The following is a 17554-nucleotide window of genomic DNA, read 5'->3' on the forward strand; positions in this document are numbered from 1 at the left end:
CCGTGCACGAACAAACGATCGCCCGGCGCAGCTGGGGGATTGCGGCGATCGCGTTCGTCGGCGGCGTCGGTGGCGGCGCGGTGTTTCCGATTCTGCCCGTGATCGGACGGGATCTGGGTATCTCGGGTTTCATGATCGGGCTGATCCTGTCGGCCAATCGCATCACCCGGCTCGGCTTCAACCCAATTACCGGCAGCCTGCTGGACCGTTTCGGGGCACGCTGGCCCGTCACGGCCGGTTTGGTGATCGAAGCCGCAGGCACGCTGATGTTCTCGATGGCGCTTTCTGCCTCTCACCCCGAGGCATGGTTTCTGGCCGGGCGGATCGTATGGGGTATCGGCTCGTCGTTGCTGCTGGTCGGCGCGCTGGCCGCGATCATGGCGGTCGCCCCGGCGGCCCGTCGTGGCGGCATGACCGCGCGTGTGCGTACCGCGGTCAGCCTGGGCCTGCCGGCGGGCCTGGTCATCGGTGGACTGGTGGCCGATCGCATTTCGGTCAACGCCGCCTTTCTGACGGCCACCGGCCTGAGTCTCGTCGGCGCGGTGGGGGCGCTGTTCCTGCTGCCCGATCGGGCGCGCATCGAGCAGGCGCCGCCGACCACGCGAGGCCGCGGCAGCCCACGCGTCCAGGCATGGCGCGAGCTGCTGGCCATGCCCACGCTGCGAATCATCTTCGCTGCCAACGCGCTGCTGTTCTTTACCGTATCGGGCGTGCTGCTGGCTACCGTGGCATTGCTGGTCGACGCACGCGGCCTGTATGTGTTCGGGCTGGGCGCCGAAGGCAGCAGCGGCCTGCTGATGGCCGTGTTGATGGCCGCACGCGCGACCAGCGCGCTGGCCAGTGGCCGCTATCTGGATCGCAGCGCCCGGCGTACTGGTCTACTGCTGCCGGCCATGGGGTTGCTGGCCGCCGGATTCGTTGCCCTGGGTCAGGCGAGGCACCCGGGCATGGCCGCGCTCGGATTGCTCGTCATCGGGGCGGGTGCCGGCGGATTGACCATTCCCATGATCACCCTGCTGGGCGATATCGCGCCGCGTCCGCTGCATGGACGGGCGTTGTCGATCTACCAGTGGTCCAGCGATTTTGGCGGTGCCCTGGGCCCAGCCGCCGGTCTGGAACTCGGGCGCTGGCTGGGCTTCGGCTGGACCTATGCGGTGATGGGCGTGGCCGTCCTGAGTATGGCGTTTCCGCTGCGCTGGCTGGCGGCGGGCGAACCCAAGCGCCCTGGTTAACCAGCCACGGCATCGGCCTCGATCGGCATCTGCTCGACGATCCGGCCTGTGGCGTCCACGAATCGTGTTTCGGCTTCTATGCCGTGACCGGTGATGTTGAGCATCAGGTGGTGGCGACGGGTGCCGGCCTGCTCGATACGGGGAACCCGCGCACAGTTGAGAAAAAGCGTCTGGCCGTCGTCGACCGCGGTTCGGCGCCACTGACCCGTATGCTTGCTGCGATGGTGCATGTGCCCGGCCAGTACGGCACGCACCCGGCGGCCGGTCGCCCTCGCATGGGTGATCGCGTCGCGCAGGTCCGGATCGCCGAAATCGCCGTGGTCGGGGTTGAAGTCGCAGCCGAATATATCCGCCGGCGTTGTACCCAGACCGGCCGGGCCGTTATGAGCCAGCAGAATCAGATCCCGCGGGCTATCGTCGACCAGGCGTTTGAGACGCTCGGCGCTACTCTGGAAATCGTGCACGCCGTAGTGGCGTTTCAGATAGTGACGATAATAGAACCGGTCCGGGCCCATCGCATGTGGCCGAGCCACGATCAGCCCCAGATCGTCACCGAGCCGGGCGAGGGTGTAACCGCCCAGGCGCACCGGCGCCATGGCCCGCTCCATGCGTCGCACCCGGCGTGCCATGCCCAGGGCGCCGATTCGCTGCACCAGCCGGCGCCGCTTGATCTCGGCCAGCAGCTGGGTCAGCGTCACGCCATCGTGGTTGCCGGCAATCGCCCAGGCCGGCGTGGTCAGGCCCGACAGGCGCCGGGCCACCGGCGTGGCGGCGGTTACACGGGCGAAGTCACCCACGAACAGCAGCATGTCGTAGCCGGCCGTGTTGAAGAACGCGGTATCGGCCGCGTCCCAGCAGCCGTGAATATCGCCGATGACGCCGAATTTCATGCCTGTCTTTTACGGGCATGCATGGCTGCGGTCAAACCCTGCACCGGGCCGTGTCTGTTCGGCCGCCGGATGCTGCGGCGATCCGTCGCATGGTCGCTGGTCCGTGGCGTGGCTAAGGTGGCGGTTTTGATTTGCAGGGGGCGGTATGCGAGGTATCGGATGGTTGATCGGGCTCGGCGGGCTGGCGATCGTTGGGCCTGCCTCGGCACAGACGGCCGCGCCTGGAACGAGGGCGGGCCAGACGGGCCTGGCCCCGATCGCAGTGGTCTCCGACCGGCCGGAGGGACGCTCGATTACCGCCAATCCACCCGTGCAGGCGGCGGATACCGCGGCTGCCCTGCAGGACGTGCCGGGGGCCGCACTGCTCGATAACGGGCGGGTCAGCGGCCAGGCTCAGTATCGAGGCCTGTCAGGCTATCGCAACAACGTACGTATCGACGGCATGGGCATCGACAGCGGGGGGCCCAACTGGATGGACCCGCCGCTGCACTATGCCCCGGCGGCGCTGGTCGAGCGGGTTCGGGTGACGCGCGGCATTCCATCGGTCGCCGACAGCGTCGATGCGATCGGCACCGTCGTTGAAGCCGAGACCGATCGCGGCGATTACGCTGCCGACGATCGACTGAGTTTCGGCGGCCGGCTCTCGTCGACCATCCGCAGTGTCGATAACGGCCACAGTGTAGGGGGGCGGGTACAGGCGGCCAGCCGCCGGACCAAGGTTGGCCTGTCCGGCGCGACCGACCGCGCCGGCGATACCCGCACACCGTTCGGCCGGATTCGCGCATCGAGCGTGGCGCGTGACCAGTACGGCCTGGATTTCGGTCATCGCAGCGGCCTCGGTGAGACCACCGGTTTCGTTCGTCATCAGGATACCGGCCGCACCGGCACGCCGTCTCTGCCGCTGGATATCGAGTTCTTCGATACCACGCTGGCCCAGCTCGGCCATCGTGCGACCCTGGGCCGGACCACGATCGAGACCCGGGTGTCGTTCGACCATGTCGATCACCGCATGACCAACTTCGAGCTGCGTCGGCCGCCCGACTTCAGTCCGCTCAACGGCACGGCGGCCGATCGCCGATTCATCGATGCGCGCAGCCAGGGTTACGGCGCCGAGGTCGATATCGATCATCGCCTGTTCGGGGGCACGCTGTCCGGCGGCTTCGATACGCATCTGGCCCAGCATGATGCGACCGTCGGCAACCCGGACAATCCGATGTTCTTCGTCGATGCGTTCGATGCCATCCGGCGCGACTACTACAGCGGCTATACCCAGTGGGCCGGCCCGCTGACCGGCCGCTGGACCGGCGAGCTGGGCGCGCGCTATACGCACGTGGTCATGGACGCCGGGCCAGGCGGCGTGGCCGCCGGTCTGCCGCGGCCGGCGCAGAATCTGGCGGCCGGATTCGCCAGCGCGGACCGGCACACGACCGACGACAACGTCGATGTGGTCGCCCGGCTGGCGCGCGGCTTCGGCCAGCGCTGGACCGGTTATCTCGGGCTCGGGCGCAAGACCCGCTCGCCGTACTATATCGAGCGCTATGCTTATATCCCGCTCGAGGCGACCGCCGGGCTGGCTGATGGCAACAATCATGTCGGCGATATCGGACTGGCGCCCGAGGTGGCCTACGAGATCAATCTGGGCACGGATTTCGAAGGCCAGCGGCTGACGTTTTCGCCGCAGTTGTTCTATCGCCGTGTCAATGACTACATCACCGGCGTGGCCGTGGACGACACGCCGGGCATCGTTGACAGCGATGTCGAACGGGTGAGCGCAGTCAACGGCGATCCGACGCCGCTGCGCTATGCCAACGTCGAGGCCGAGCTCTACGGCGCGGACCTGTCGGCCGGCTACGCGCTCGCCCCGACCTGGCAGCTCGAAGGCGGCGGTGGATACACGCGCGGCCGGCGGGTCGACACCGGCGACGACCTGTATCGTATCGCGCCGGCCAATCTGCGGGCCAGACTCATCTGGTCGCCGACCGACTGGAGGCTGGCGCTGACCCAACGCTATGTCTTCGCCCAGCACCGGGTATCCGAGACCCATGCCGATGCCCGGCTCGCCGAGCCCGAAACCGCCGGCTATGCGCTGACCGACGTATCGGCCGCCTACCGGCTCAGCCAGGCGCTTACCCTGACTTTTGGCATCGACAATCTGTTCGACAAGGGCTATCGCGACTTCCTGGCGGGCTACAATCGGGCCGGTGGCGGCGATATCCCGGTCGGTGCGCGTTTGCCGGGGGCCGGTCGTAATGCGTATGCGAGTCTGGCCGCCCGGTTCTAGTTATCCGGCAGCTGTGGCCTCGAGGTAGCGATGTTGTGCTGAATCATGCCTTCACCCTGAATGCGACCCAGGTCCTGGGGCTGCTTGCCCGGCTGCGGCTGGTCGTAGCCCTGGCCTATGCCGCGGCACTGGCGGTAGCGGCCCTCGTCGGCCAGGCGCTGGCGCCATGGGTCTGGGCCGTACCTGCGGCATTGCTGGTGTTCAACGCCCGGGTCTCGGCCGATCGCGGAACCGCCACGGCCGGGCGAATCGCTCGGCATCTGGGGTTCGACACGCTGGCCCTGTTCATCGTGCTTTGGGCCAGTGGCGGGGCGACCAACCCGTTCGTGTCGCTGTTTCTGGTGCCGGTGGCCATTGCCGGGGTCACGCTGCCGCCGCGCCCGGCCGCCGGTCTCACCACTGCCGCGATCGCGGCCTATACATTGCTGCTGCTGCGCTACCTGCGCAGCGGCCACGGCAGCAGCGCCATGGGCGGTTTCGAGACTCATGTCATCGGCATGTGGCTGAATTTCGTGCTGGCCGCGATCCTGCTGTGCGTATTCCTGCTGGCGGTCACCGCCGCGCTGCGTGTCCGCGAGCGTGAACTGGCCGCCCAGCGGGAACGCCTGCTCCGGGACGATGCCATCGTGTCCGTCGCCACGCTGGCCGCCGGCGCCGCCCACGCCTTGAACACGCCGCTGGGCACGATCGCGCTGGCGGCCGAATCGCTGGAAGCGCATCCGGACCTGCCCGACGACGCCCGGGCCGAGGTCGACACCATCAATGCCCAGGCCCAGGTCTGTGCCGCCCAGCTGCGCCAGCTCGTCGACGCCCACCGGCCGGACCCAGACGCGCAGGCGAGCGTGGCCGGTTTCGCGACCGGCGTGATCGAGCGCTGGCGTGCGCGCCGGCCGGAGATCGACAGCGCGGTCACCGGCCTGGACCGGCTGCCGGCCGCGCCGCTGCGCAACGATCCGGCGCTGGCCCAGGCGTTTCAGAACCTGCTGGATAACGCCGCCGACGCCTCGCTGGCCGCCGATTGCGCGCGGGTGGCCATCGACTGGGGCTGCGAACCGGGCGAGGACGACGGCCCGGCTACCTTACGGCTGTCGATTGACGACAACGGTCGTGACGGCGATCCGGGGTTCATCGACGGTGTCGGACTCACCAGCACCAAGCCCGGCGGGCTCGGCCTGGGGGTGACCCTGGCACGGGCGAGCATCGTGCGGCTGGGCGGACGGCTGAGCTGGCACTCGCGCCCGGGCGGCGGCATGCGCACCGAGGTACGTCTGCCGATGGCCGCGCTGGCCAACGACCTGCGCGTGCTGTCGTCATGAGCCTGAAGGTGCTGCTCGTCGAAGACGATACGGCCTTCGCCGCCACGCTCGCGCGCTCGCTGACCCGGCTGGGCCACGACCCGACGACGGCGTCCACGCCGGAGGCGGCCTTGGCGGCGGTGGAAAACGCCCGTTTCGATGCCGCCGTGGTGGATCTGCGTCTGGGCGAACGCAGTGGCCTGGCCCTGATCGAGCCGCTGCTGGCCGCCGACGCGGAACTGCGCATCCTCATGCTCACCGGCTTTGCCAGCATCGCGACGGCGATTCATGCGATCAAGCTCGGGGCGTGCAACTATCTGCCCAAACCCGCTACTGCACGCCAGATCCTGGCCGCGCTGGACGAGCCGGCCGATACCCCGGCCCCCGAACCGCCCGGTCAGACATCGCTGCGGCGACTGGAGTGGGAGCATATTCAGCAGGTGCTGGCCGCGCACGAGTACAATATCTCGGCGACGGCGCGCGCGCTGGGCATGCATCGGCGCACGCTCCAGCGCAAGCTGGCCAAGAAGCCGGTACGCGAGTAGGCCGGCTTCCGGCTCAGTCGCCCGCCGCCTCTCGAGACCGGCTGTTGCAGTATTCCACCATGCCGGCGTCCGAGCTGGCCCGGCGTTCGGGCCGCGCGACGCGCTCGTCTTCGCGGTAGAGCGGACACTCGCGCAGCCGGCCGTCGTCATCGTAGACCGCCCATAATCCAGTACGCCGGCCCGTGTCGTCGTAGTCGCCTGCCTCGACCGGATAGCCCCACGGGTTGATCGCCTGCCAGTGGCCGACCCGCTTGCCGTGGTCGTAGCGGCCGTGCCAGGTCCTGCGGCGCGCCGTGGTTTCGATCCAGGCGCCTTGCTTGGCGCCGTCGGCATAGCGGCCCTGTTCGAGCAGGTCGCCGTTTTCGTCGTAGCGGGCGTAGTCGCCGTCTTGGGTGCCGTGGTCGTAGTGGCTGCGCTCAATGAGTTGGCCGTCGCGGCTCACGGTGAATACGCCCTCGCGCCGCCCGTTGGCATAGGTGCCGATGCTCTGCTGGCCGTTGTAGGCGATCTCGATGAACGGGCCCTGGCGTGTGCCGTGTACCCAGGTGGTCGCGCGCAGGGGCTTGCCGTCGAGCGTTTCGTATTCGCCGCCGTGGCGCTGTCCCTGATCGTCGTACTGGATCGTCGTGGTGCGGTGGTTTTCGTCGGCCTCGAAGAAGCGGCCCACGCGATGATGGTGGCGCAGCTCGCGGCGATAGACCAGCTTGCCCTCGCCGTCGAAACGGACTTCGATTTCCCGCGCCTGGCCGGGGAAGCCCGTGATGTGCGCGTAGACATAGCCGTGATCATCGAAGTATTCGCGCACCTCGCGCGGCGGCTCGGCGTCGCGCAGATGACGTACGCGGATCTTCGGCCGGCCGTCGTCGTATTCGGTCTTGGCCAGGAGGTTGTTGGCGCTATCGAACACGGTCTTCACGGTCACCCGGCTGTTTACGTCGTAGCGCTTGACGATCTGTTGGCCCACGCGTTCGCCGTGACGGTAATGGGCGATTTCGCTTAGCTGGCCGGCGGCCTGGTCGTGCCAGTAGCGCTCAGGGCCGTCTTTCTTGCCGTCGATATAATGGGTTTCGCTGATCGTGGCGCCGGCTTCGTATTGGCGAAACCAGCCCTGCGGTTCCCCGTGGCGATAATGGCCGCGGCTGGTCAGGCCCGGCTGCATGCCCGTGGTGTACTGCTCGGTCAGGCCGTCGAGCTGATCGTCGCGATAGTCCTCGATACGCCAGACCTGGCCCTGCACGTACTCGACGTGCACGCCGTTGCGCTGATCGTTTTTATAATGGGTGATGCTATTGAGCTCGCCGTCGACATACCGGCGGGCCTGGCCGTCGCGCTTGCCGTCGCGATACGGGGTTTCGCTTTCGAGCCGGCCCTGGTCGTCGAAGGTCGTGACCAGACCCTGCTGGCGGGCCTGGGCATCGGTGGTGCCGACTTCGGCCAGGCGGTGTTCGCCGGTCATGCGATAGAGCTGATAGGCGCCGACCCAGGTGACGTCGGTGTCGCCGGCTTCGGGTTGTTCCACGTAGCCGCGCATACGCAGGGCATCGTCTTCGATCCGGCGCAGCTCGGCCGGCCAGCCGATGCCGTCGCGTTCATCGGCCACGCTCAGCCGATAGCTGGCGCGCGCCTGGCTGTCGACCGGATACAACCCGTCGTCGAACCAGAACACGGTCGCGGCCCGGGCCGTGAGCGCGTAGCCCAGCACGGCGGCGGCGATTAGCAGCGTCCGGGCGAGGGCGGTCAGCCGCCGGGCGTGGCTCGGCCGGTTCGCATTTGGCGCGGCGGCGATCATGCCGGGCGCGTCCGGTCCTGGCGCGCGCGTACGGCCTGATCGTCTTGCAATGCCCGGGCGGCGGCGTCGGCCGGCTTGCCGTGGGTCATCTGCCAGCGATGAATCGTGCCGTCGCGTCGATGGTCGGCCTGTTCGCCGTGCAGCCGGCCTTCGTCGTCGTAGCGACGCCATTCGTAGCCGCCCTCGTAGGTCTCATCGATCTGCAGGCCGGTCTTCTTGCCGTCCACGACTTCCTCGCGATATATGATCCCGCCGTCGACGGCATAGCGCGTGACGATCCGGTGCGGCGTGTCGGCGAAGATGATCCGGCGGGCCACGAGATGGCCGGTGTTGGAAAAGTTCTCGGTAACGCGCTGCTCGCGGCCTTGATCGTCGGTTTCGATCCGCTCCTCGACCTTGCGCGGGCTGCCCTTGATCGGCCAGAACTGGGTTCGGCGCAGTCGGCGCTTGTCATCCCCCAGCACGCGTTCTTCGTCCAGACGCCCGCCGCTGTACTCCTGCAGCAGGCCGTATAGCTTGCCGTCGCGATAGTGGTATACCGCGTCAAGATGGCCCGCCGCCTGGTCTTCCCACCGCCGCTCGACGCCGTTCTTCTTGTCGTCGACGTACTGGGTTTCCTTGAGCAGCGCACCGTCGAGCGACCATATACGTTCCCAGCCGTTGAGCTTGCCGGCGCGATAGTGGGCACGCCGGGTGAGCACCTGCGGCGAGCGGCCGTAGCCGTATTCTTCGACCACACCGTCGATCTTGCCGTCGTGCAGTTCCATGAGCTTGCGAATACGCCCGTCGCGATAGGTGGTCTGAATGCCTTCCGACTTGCCGTCGACCAGCGGGGTGAGATGACGCAGCTCGCCGCGGACATAGCGCCGGCCCATGCCCTGCATCACGCCGTCGACATAGGGGGTTTCGTAGGCGAGATCGCCGTCCCGGCTGAATCCGACGGCCAGGCCGTTGAGTTCGCCGGCCAAGTTGCGGGTACCCACTTCCTCGAGTTTGTGCTCGCCGGCGAATCGGTAGAGCTGGTAGGCGCCCACCCATGTCTGATCGGCATCGCGCAGGTCGGGGGTGGAGCTATAACCGCGAAAATGCAGCTGGTCGTCGCGGATACGACGGATCTCGACCGGCCAGCCGGGCCCGTCGCGCTCGTCGGCCACGATGGCCTTGTGCGTGGCGTTGGCCTTGGCCACGGCTTCGAAGTCGTCGTCGAGCCAGTAGGTCTGGGCCGCGAACGCGCCGGCGGCCTGTAGTATCAGCCCGGCAACGAGCGCGGTCTGCAACGCGTAGCGATAAATCGAGCGATTCATTGCAGGCCCTCGAGATGGGTATGCCAGCGTTTCTCGATTGGCTCGCCCGAGAACGTCACCGACTTCACCCGCGCGATCCGGCCCCAGAAGCGGATACGCCCGGCATCGTCCAGATAATCGGCCACGGCGTGGTTCGCACCTTCGACGCGCCAATCGTCGAGCTGGATGTCCGGTGTCATGTCCTTGAGCATGGGCCGTACGAGCTTGCCGCGGGCGTCGAGAAAACGATGGCTGTCGAAAAAGCGCTTGGCTTTCTGATCCGGGTCGATTTCGCCATCGAACACGGTATCGACATCGACCAGCCACGGTTTGTCGCTGTCGGCATTCACCTCGCGTACCTGCCAGGCGGGCCGGCCGGGGCAGCGCAGCGTGGTAATGACATCGATGCCGTAGAAATAGATGCGCACACCATCGTCGGTCATCAGCTGCCACGGCGCGGTATCCGGATGTTCGCCCGTGCGACGGCTGCCGATGCCGAAACCGGCCGCCCGCTCGTCGTCGGGCCGCCAGACCAGGGCATGGCCGGATTCGGTCGGGGCGTCGGCGCTCAGCTCACAGGCCGAGCCCACGCCGATGGGCAAACGCATGGCCAGCTGATTCTCCTCCACGCCTTCGGGGGCAACGTCGTTCAGGCTCAGCGACGCATCGTCGGGAACCTCGTCGATATACAGTTCGCGCGTCTCCGGCGGCGGCAGTTCGCGGTTGGAATAACGCTGCTGCCGGCTGGTGAACGTCACGTCGTGCGTGCTCGGCCCGGGCATGTTCTTGTATAACTTCAGCCCGAAAGCATTGCCCGTGCCTTCGACGAGAATCTGCTGCACCCAGGCATCGGGGGCGTCGACGCGCGCCAGCAGGGTGCGATCCGAAGGCGTCAAACCCTCGTGGGCTTTTTGGCTGATCCGTGCCGACAGGTCGCGCGCAAAGACCGCACTGCTGTCAAAGATATAGAACGTCTGCTCGGTGCCCGACAGGATCAGCCGCCAGCCGTCGTCGGTGGGCACCGCGCGTGCCTGTGCGGCGCCGGCGTGCAGTTCGGTGGGCGTATCGGCCAGTGGAATTTCGACATGCTCGGGTTCGGCGGGTACGGCGTAGTCGAATTGGGCCTCGACCTCGGTGATGCGATCCAGCCCGGCATCCTGCCAGCCCAACGGCAGCAGGCGCACGGTGGTGTTCATGCTGCCCTGTGCATAGTCGGGCCCGATGGACTCCAGCACCAGCGGGATATCCAGCGTCTTGCCGTCGGCGTCGCGCAGGGTGAGGCCTTTGAGCGTCGACATGCCCAGGTTTTTGTCGATGCCGATATCGTGCGCGAGCGTGAGCACCAGCGCGTTGTCGGCCTCGTCGATCGAGAAACTCGGGTCGGCGTCGGCATACGGCGTCTCGGCCGGGTTGAACCCGCGCCCGCGGTCGGCTTCACTCGGTCGGTGCGCCAGGGGCAGCTCGACCTCGTCCGATCGTTGGCCCATCTGTCCCGTGGCGCGTAGTTGATCCAGACCGTTCGCCAAGGAACCGAGCGCGGGATCGTCGACGGCGTGCATGGTCATGATCGTATGCATATGGCCGCTTCGGTCGTCGGTCTGGACGTCCTGATCGCTGATCAGGGTCATCGCATCGATCCAGCCGCCGTCGCGATCCACGCGCATGCGCCCGTGCACCGCGGTGACGCGCATACGGGCGTTGTCGTCGGAGCCGCCGATCGGGGTATAGGCGCTGTCGGCATCGTCGGCGCGCTCGAGTGTGACGGTCACGCTGTCGTCGGTGACCGTATCGACGGTCAGGGTAAGCGCGGGCATGCCCTGAAACGCATCGACCGTGATCTGTGCGCCCTCGCGGGCCGGCAGTTTCTCGGTGAGTGACGGGGCAGCCAGTTGTTGCGTGAACTGATCGGTCTGCGTTGTGCCGGCGCGTTCGCTGAACTCGTCCCAGGCGCGCTGGTTGACCGCGTCCAGGCGTGTGTCGCCGTTTTTGCGATCCATGATCAGTTCGAAGCCGTCGCTCATCAGATCGGCGATCGGCATGCGGCGGTGCTTGTCCGGCCTGGCGCTGGAAAACAGCGTATGCCCGTCACCGTCGGCGACATCGATGAAGCGCGGCTGGACATGCAGCTTGAGCGTCGGGCCCGCGCCGTCGACGCGATATCGCATCACGCTCTGCATCACCAGCGACTGGCTGTTGAAGGCGGTGGGCGGGTCGTCACCCTCGCGGATCTGTGCAATCACGCCGACCCGGTAATCGCGCGTCTCGCCCTTGGCCGGGTCGAAGGTCACACCCGACGGCGCCCACAACAACATCGCGGCCATGCCGGCCGCGATGAGCGCCAACAGGGCGACAAGGGCCAGAACCAGTTTTTTAGTCGACACGTGCAACTCCCCATGGGGAAAAAGAAAAACAAGACAGGGCGCGGTCGCCCGATGCGGCGCGCCGCACGATACGCCGCGCCGGTGCGCCGGCTTCTTGGCAACGCCCGGCCACGATCGCTATCGCCATCGCCATCGCCATCGCCTTCGGGCCTAGCGGGTGAACGTCAGCTCATGCGTGCTCGCGTTCGCTTCGGCCGCATACAGGCTGAGCGCGAACGCCTCGATATCGCCCTCGAGCTCGTACTGCTGGATCCAGACATTGGGGTCGTCGACGCTGTCGAGCAGCACCTGATCCGTGGGTGCGGCGCCGCCGTCGGCGCGGTCGCTGGTGATGGCCGAGCGGCCCTTGAACACGGTCGTGTGGTCGTAGGTGTAGTAGGTGCTGTATGAGCCGATCAAGGTGACGAGCCAGCCGTCGTCGACGGGCACGGCCCGGGCATGGGCCGGCCCGTGTTCGAGTTCGGTGGCGGTATCGCGCAACGGCAGGCTCACGTAGGTGGGCGCGCCGACCGGCTGATAGGTGAAGCTGGCCTGGACTTCGGCGATCTCGTCGAGCCGGTCGGGCTGTGGCCCCAGGGCGAGCAGACGTATGCGCGAGGTGTTGTCTTCGTCGCGGTTCTGCCCGATCGATTCGAGCACGAAGCCCAGATCCAGGGTGTTGCCGTCGGCGTCGCGCAGCGTGAGCGTATCCAGCGTGATCTGGTCGATGCCGATGTTCTCGCCGTTGTGATGACGGATGTCGAGGACCAGCGCGCCGTGTTCGTCGTCGATATGAAACACGGGTTCGGAATCGGCAAGCGGGTTTTGTGGCGGCTCGATTTCCCGGCGCTCCGGGGCGTCGGCGGCACTTTCGGGCAGGTACATGTCGGCGCCGGCCAGCGCGGCGAGCATGGCATTGGTCTTGAATTGACGGAGACTGTCGTACAGGCCGCCGATGGCCGGATCGTCGACGGCGCGCAGGGTTACGGCGCTGTGCAGGCGCAGGGTCCGCCCGGCGCGCCCGACCTGTCGATCGCTGATCAGCGTCATGGCCGTGATCCAGCCGCTGCGCCGGTCGATACGCAGGCGGCCGGTGACATCGGTCACCGGGATGTCGGCGGTACGGGAATCCGGGGCTCTGTTCTCGGCCCGGCCTATGGTCGCGGTGACGCTGTCGCGATCCACCTGCTCGACGGTCAGGCGCAAGGCGGGCATGCCGTGCCAATGGTCGATCGTGACCTGCGCGCCGGGCTTTGCCGGTATGGCTCGGGTCACGGCCGGGGCGAGTATCAGCTGCCCGAGCTGCTCGAGCGGAATGTCGGTCTGGGCGGCGATCGCCTGCCAGGCCTGCTCGTCGCCGGTCTTGAGCCTTGTCGCGCCGGTTTCGCGCGTGATGTCGAGCTCGAAACCGCTGTCCATCGCGCGCGCCAGCAGGGCGTGTTCGGGCCCGCCGGGCCGGGCGCTGGAAAACACGACCCCGTCCTGATTATCGGCCTGCAGGAACCGCGGTTCGGCGTGCATCGTCAGCGTCGGCTCGTCGGCGCCGGCACGGACGCGATAGCGCATCACGCCCTGGAGCGCGAGCCACTGGCCGCTGGAGGCATACCGGGTGCCCTCGGTCTGTGTTCGCATGGCCACCCGATACGCGTGTGGCGCGTCCTGGGCCGGGTCGAAGGCGACCTGGGCGGACGCGGCGGCCGCGACCGGGCCGTGGGCAGCGATCAGTATCCATAGGGCGATCAAGATCAGCGCCGATTTTCCTGTGTTCACGCGAAACTCCCAACTCAAATAAAATCTGAACGGTTCAGGGCCGGTCGCCGCCCTCGTCTGGTGGCGTGTCGTGGCGTTTGAATTCAACGGTATAGGTCCGCGTCGAGCCCGGCGTGGTACGCATCAGCGGGTAGGCGGCGGGCGCGTGATCGGCCTGTACGCGTATGGTTTCGATCTCGGCGTCCGGGCTGTCGACCCTCGCCAGAAGCTGGGCTTCGGCGGCGCTCAGCCAGCTATCGTGCGGCGCGACGCCGGCCATGGCGTGCACGCCGGGTGCGGCCTGTGCCCAGCTGCGCTTATAGGCGTAGCCATCGCGATTTTCGATCTGCAGCCACCACACGTTGTCGGTGTCTGCATCGGGCTCGACGCTGACCCGCGCTGGGCCGTGGGTCAGTTCGTGGCGGGTGTCGTCGAGTGCGATCGTGACGCTCTGCGATTGCAGCGTGCGATAGGTCAGCGTCGCCTCGGCGCGGGCGACCGGTTCGAAGATCGCGGGATCGCCGGCGAGCGGTGAGTAGATGAACAGACGCCCGGGCTCGAAGGTGCGGTAATCCCAGGACGGCAGGATGTTGCTCAGTTCGATCGGCAATTCCACCGGCCGGTCCTCGCGGTCGTAGAGCGTGAGATCGGTCAGCGCCACGGTGTTCAGCGGCAGGCGCGCGTGCTCGTCGTCGTAGCGCACGCCCAGATGCAGCACGCTCAGTTCCACGCGTAACGCGGTTTCGCGCGTGTCGAACGCCGGGTCGTCGATGGCCGGGTCGGGCTGGCGTGTATTGGCCGGGCTTTGTCGCACTTCGACGTCGTCGGGGCTTTCGTCGGTCACGCCCCAGAACGGGTCGGACGTGTCGTTCATGTCGCCGGTGAGCAGGTCGCGCTTGCGCAGCGCCCGGGTGACGTGGTCGATGGCCACGGCCCGGCCGTCGCGGGTGGCGTAATCGCGGCGCACCCGCGTCATGGACTCGATCCAGCCGTCGTGGCGGTTCACACGCAGGCGCGCGAGCAGGCGCGGCCTGTCGGCCGTTTCAGGGGCACCGTCGGCCACGGCTCGGGAGCGCTCGGTGGTTTCCAGGCGGACCGTGAACGTGTCGTCATCGACCCGTTCGACGGTGGCCCGGATATGGCTCAGCCCGGCATAGCGTTCGAGCCTATGCGTCGCACCGACGCGCACGGGTAGATGAGCGGCCAGTGCCGGCGGCAGGGCCGGTACGATGAGCTGGTCGAGGACCGGGTTGCCGTCGGGCGCATCGATCTGTTCGGCCAGTGTGGCCAGCGCCGGGCTGCGCGGGCGTTCGAGCGCGAGCGCGCCGTCGCTGTCGAAGGGCATATCGAAGCCGCGCTTCTGGACGCGGCGCAGCTCGCCGGACGGATACAGCGCGGCCAGCTGTGAGGTGAACACGGCCCCGTCCTGGTTGCGGGCGACGAGCGTGAGCGGGCTGATATGTAGCTGGCGGGTGTCGCCGAAATCCTCGGCGCGATAGCGCATCAGGCCATAGGTCTGGGCCCAGCGGTCGGTCGGCCCGTTCTCGTTTGCGGCCTCGCGCATCACGACCCGATGGCCGACCCGGTATACCACCGTCGTGCCGGCGGACGGCGAGAAGCGGTCGCCCTGCGCGCTTTGTATGATGCCGGTCTGCCAGACGATCACGCCTGCCACGACGACAGCGCACGACGCGCCGGCCAGAATGATCGCGCGTTTCACGATGGCGGCTCCTCGAGATCTCGAGCCCGGCGTCTGGCGGCGTTCGGCCAGGTCTTCTTCACCACCGGTGGTTCGTAATCGAGCATCACCACCCGGGCCACGTCGCCCCAGATACGGATCACGCCGTTGTCGCCCACGTAGTCGTCCACGCTGTGCTGGCGCGACTCCTCGGCCCAGTCGCCGGGCGTGTCCTCGGCGGCGGCGCCGCGCAGCCGGGGCCGCAGCGGTTGGTCGTTGGCATCCAGAAACTGCACGTGATCGAAATAGTCGGCGGCCGAGCCGGTGGACTGCGGCCAGCGGCCGGTCAGCCTGCGTAGATCCAGCTGCCAGGGCCGGTCCCCGGTCACCGCGATGCTGCGCCATACCGGCGTGCCCGGGCAGGTGAGTATTGTGTCCAGCGGCAGTTCGCTGACGTCGGCATGGGCGCCGTCGGCCAGGGTCAACTGCCAGCGTTGCATGCCGGTTGGCGGGCCGGCGTCGTCGGGCCGCGGCAGCTTGCGCCAGAGCCGGACCGGCCGATCCGGGCGCGCGACCCAGGCGGCCAGCCCGCACTGGCCGTCCAGACCCAGCGGCAGATCCATCTGCAGCCCGCCGCGCCCGTCCGGCTCGGGGGCGCGTTGCGCCAACGACAGGTCGCGTTCGCTGTATGGCGGCTGGTCGATATGGCGCGTGGTGGGCGCCACCGCCAGCGGGTTGGTGAAGCGCACGGTCTCGGTCTGGGTGATCCGGCCGTTGCCGGCATCCAGCAGGGTGAGCGCCAGCGACGGGCGGTCGGCCTCTATTCGCAGCGTGTTGTGCCAGGCGCCGGGATGTTCGGTACGCGCGAGCATGATCTGGTCGGCCGGGGTCAGCCACGTGTCCGGATCCTGGACCCAGCCGGTGCCGTGCACGCCGTCGGGCAGGGTCGTCGGGTCGAGCCAGTATTGGCGCTGGCCGCCGCTGGTCAGGGTCACACGCCAGGCGTGGGTTTCGCCCGCGATCGGCTCGGCCACGGCCCGGGCGTCGCCGTGTTCCAGGACATGGCGACGGTCGTCGAGTACCAGGGTCACCGGTTCGCCCGTTTCGCGCCGGCGATAGCCGATATCGGCGCGGACCTCGGCGATGTTGCTCAGTTCCGGGCTCTCCCAGCCGAGTGCAACGAGGTCGAACAGCCAGCCGCCGCCGTCCGCGTCGTCGTAATTCATTCGATTGTAGGCCAGCGGTATATCGACCGGTTTGCCATTGGCATCGAGTGCGGTCGCATTCTGCAACTCGAGGCTGCCATACGGCAGCCACGGCGTATCGCCGTCGTTGAGATACATCATCACGTGCCCACGCGCACTCATCAGGATCTGCGTGCTGTCGATCGGTTCGATCCGGGGCGGCGGTTCGTGCATGGGCGGTGGCGCGAACACGCCGCTGTACTGAGCCTGCATCAGATCGCTGCCCTGAACAGCTTCGATGGGCAGCATGCTGAAACCGTCGAGCGGTGTGCGTGTGCTGCCGGCCAGCAGGTGGTCGTCGCGGTGGGCGTAGGTGATCGAGCGCATCGTCGCGGCCCGCTCACCAACGGCCATACGCAGGTGGATGACCAGCGTCATGTCCTCGATCCAGCCGTGTTCGCGGTCGACGTTCATGCGAGCAGCGACCCGGACATCGGAGATTTCGATCGCATCGGTGGGCGGCGCCATCCGCTGGATCAGCGGCGAGTCGGCGGCCAGTGTGTCGAACTCGCCGGACACGCTGAGCCGGGCGCTCGTCTCGTCCAGTGCGTCGACCGTGACGGTCAGCCCGTCGAAGCCCTGAAAACCGTCGAGCTTGACGCGGGCCCCCTCGCGAGCGGGGATGCCGGGTGGCACGGCCGGGCCGAGCACCGCCTGCGAAAATGGATCGCCACCGAATCGGTCGAACTGCTTGGTAAGCTCCTGCATGGCGGCCTTGTTGACCGCCGTGATTTGCATTCGGCCGTCCCTGGCCTGGCGCAGGTCGAAGCCGGCGTCGAGGGCTTCGGCCACCTGCGTGGTGTAGGGAGCGCCGGGATCGAGATCGAGGCTGGATAACACCGACCGATAGTCGAACTGCAGGTCGAGCAGGTCGATATCGGCGTGCAGATGCAACGGTTCGCCGGCATCAACCACGCGATAACTGACCAGGCCGTAGGCGGTTGCCTTGTGATCGAGGCTACGGCCATCGATCTTCACGTTCACGCGATTGCCCACCCGGTAGCGGTATTGGTCGCCGGCCGATGGAACGAACACGAGCGACGGCGTCGATTCGCGCAGATTGAAGAACACTGCCGCACCCGCGGCCACACTCAGCACGAGCGCGGCCACGATTACGTGTCGGCGACTCATAATGTGACCGGGCGGGTGGAAAGACAAAAGGGCCGCGACGCGATGACGGCGTGTCCGGCCTGCACGGCGTATGCGCA

The 17554-nt window shown here is 67.5% G+C and carries 11 protein-coding genes; 4 read left to right on the top strand and 7 right to left on the bottom strand.

What is annotated here, in order from left to right; translation table 11 throughout:
• Window positions 1-2 precede the first annotated feature (2 nt).
• A complete protein-coding gene (locus T31B1_RS05685) occupies window positions 3-1232 on the top strand; it encodes an MFS transporter (protein WP_353248471.1) in 1230 nt (409 codons plus the stop codon).
• Here T31B1_RS05685 and T31B1_RS05690 read toward each other — a convergent pair.
• Entirely contained in the window at window positions 1229-2122 is an 894-nt protein-coding gene (locus tag T31B1_RS05690) for a metallophosphoesterase (protein WP_353248472.1), read from the bottom strand. The two genes, T31B1_RS05685 and T31B1_RS05690, sit on opposite strands and share 4 nt — an antisense overlap.
• Before the next feature lie 145 nt (window positions 2123-2267).
• On the opposite strand from T31B1_RS05690, the gene T31B1_RS05695 reads away from it, so the two are divergent.
• Genes T31B1_RS05695 through T31B1_RS05705 form a run of 3 tightly spaced genes read left to right on the top strand, consistent with a single transcriptional unit; the run spans window position 2268 to window position 6243 of the window.
• A complete protein-coding gene (locus T31B1_RS05695) occupies window positions 2268-4403 on the top strand; it encodes a TonB-dependent receptor (RefSeq protein WP_353248473.1) in 2136 nt (711 codons plus the stop codon).
• 35 nt (window positions 4404-4438) lie between these two features.
• Window positions 4439-5719, top strand: a complete 1281-nt coding sequence (locus T31B1_RS05700; protein ID WP_353248474.1) for an ATP-binding protein — start codon at window positions 4439-4441, stop codon at window positions 5717-5719.
• On the top strand, window positions 5716-6243 hold the full coding sequence (locus T31B1_RS05705; protein ID WP_353248475.1) for a response regulator transcription factor: 528 nt from the start codon (window positions 5716-5718) through the stop codon (window positions 6241-6243). Before T31B1_RS05700 ends, T31B1_RS05705 begins: the two co-directional genes overlap by 4 nt.
• Window positions 6244-6256: 13 nt before the next feature.
• Here T31B1_RS05705 and T31B1_RS05710 read toward each other — a convergent pair whose 3' ends face one another.
• From T31B1_RS05710 to T31B1_RS05735, 6 genes are all read right to left on the bottom strand, one after another.
• The gene (locus T31B1_RS05710; protein ID WP_353248476.1) at window positions 6257-8032 is read right to left on the bottom strand and encodes a toxin-antitoxin system YwqK family antitoxin; all 1776 of its coding nucleotides are present in this window, start codon (window positions 8030-8032) and stop codon (window positions 6257-6259) included.
• On the bottom strand, window positions 8029-9336 hold the full coding sequence (locus T31B1_RS05715) for a toxin-antitoxin system YwqK family antitoxin (RefSeq protein WP_353248477.1): 1308 nt from the start codon (window positions 9334-9336) through the stop codon (window positions 8029-8031). The genes T31B1_RS05710 and T31B1_RS05715 overlap by 4 nt, the downstream gene beginning before the upstream one ends.
• A complete protein-coding gene (locus T31B1_RS05720; RefSeq protein WP_353248478.1) occupies window positions 9333-11696 on the bottom strand; it encodes a hypothetical protein in 2364 nt (787 codons plus the stop codon). Before T31B1_RS05720 ends, T31B1_RS05715 begins: the two co-directional genes overlap by 4 nt.
• A gap of 150 nt (window positions 11697-11846) precedes the next feature.
• Entirely contained in the window at window positions 11847-13445 is a 1599-nt protein-coding gene (locus T31B1_RS05725; protein WP_353248479.1) for a hypothetical protein, read from the bottom strand.
• Window positions 13446-13479: 34 nt separating this feature from the next.
• The gene (locus tag T31B1_RS05730) at window positions 13480-15144 is read right to left on the bottom strand and encodes a hypothetical protein (protein ID WP_353248480.1); all 1665 of its coding nucleotides are present in this window, start codon (window positions 15142-15144) and stop codon (window positions 13480-13482) included.
• The gene (locus T31B1_RS05735) at window positions 15141-17477 is read right to left on the bottom strand and encodes a hypothetical protein (RefSeq protein WP_353248481.1); all 2337 of its coding nucleotides are present in this window, start codon (window positions 17475-17477) and stop codon (window positions 15141-15143) included. The genes T31B1_RS05730 and T31B1_RS05735 overlap by 4 nt, the downstream gene beginning before the upstream one ends.
• Window positions 17478-17554 lie beyond the last annotated feature (77 nt).

Source organism: Salinisphaera sp. T31B1 (genome assembly GCF_040361275.1).
In the GTDB taxonomy this organism is placed as follows: Bacteria; Pseudomonadota; Gammaproteobacteria; order Nevskiales; family Salinisphaeraceae; genus Salinisphaera.

Bases quoted from the DNA above. Each gene is read 5' to 3' on its own strand.
- T31B1_RS05715 (WP_353248477.1), bottom strand. From the start codon at position 9,336: ATGAATCGCTCGATTTATCGCTACGCGTTGCAGACCGCGCTCGTTGCC.
- T31B1_RS05695 (WP_353248473.1), top strand. From the start codon at position 2,268: ATGCGAGGTATCGGATGGTTGATCGGGCTCGGCGGGCTGGCGATCGTT.
- T31B1_RS05735 (WP_353248481.1), bottom strand. From the start codon at position 17,477: ATGAGTCGCCGACACGTAATCGTGGCCGCGCTCGTGCTGAGTGTGGCC.
- T31B1_RS05710 (WP_353248476.1), bottom strand. From the start codon at position 8,032: ATGATCGCCGCCGCGCCAAATGCGAACCGGCCGAGCCACGCCCGGCGG.
- T31B1_RS05690 (WP_353248472.1), bottom strand. From the start codon at position 2,122: ATGAAATTCGGCGTCATCGGCGATATTCACGGCTGCTGGGACGCGGCC.
- T31B1_RS05705 (WP_353248475.1), top strand. From the start codon at position 5,716: ATGAGCCTGAAGGTGCTGCTCGTCGAAGACGATACGGCCTTCGCCGCC.